Raw genomic sequence first — 364 nt, 5'->3', positions numbered from 1 at the left:
GGAAATCTGCGGATCAATGTGTGTTTGCTCACTCCCCGCAGCTTATCGCAAGCTACTACGTCCTTCATCGCCTGATATCGCCAAGGCATCCACCATGTGCACTTAGTCACTTGTCCCTATAACGTTAGCCTCTGTACAAACAAAAGTAAAAACCTACTTTTGTTTGGTCTAGTCAGGTAAAAATCACTGGCAGAGCCAGATGATTTTTAGTTCATTCTTACTAAACCCAGTACAAAGAACGGTATAGTTCTTTACTACTTATGAGTATTACTTTAGCGTTTGCCGTATCTCAAGGAATTTGATTTTTTCTAAAACTTGTCTTTCGACAGCTTTTCAAACTCTTTTTAATACTATGTTTGTTCGA

General features: G+C 39.0%; 1 rRNA gene. It reads right to left on the bottom strand.

Annotated elements, in window-relative coordinates:
- A 23S ribosomal RNA gene (locus tag H8L47_RS29260) occupies window positions 1-116 on the bottom strand; the annotation flags it as partial.
- Window positions 117-364 lie beyond the last annotated feature (248 nt).

This window comes from Undibacterium umbellatum, assembly GCF_014284125.1.
Lineage (GTDB): Bacteria > Pseudomonadota > Gammaproteobacteria > Burkholderiales > Burkholderiaceae_D > Undibacterium > Undibacterium umbellatum.
This window is presented reverse-complemented; position numbering and strand designations above follow the sequence as displayed.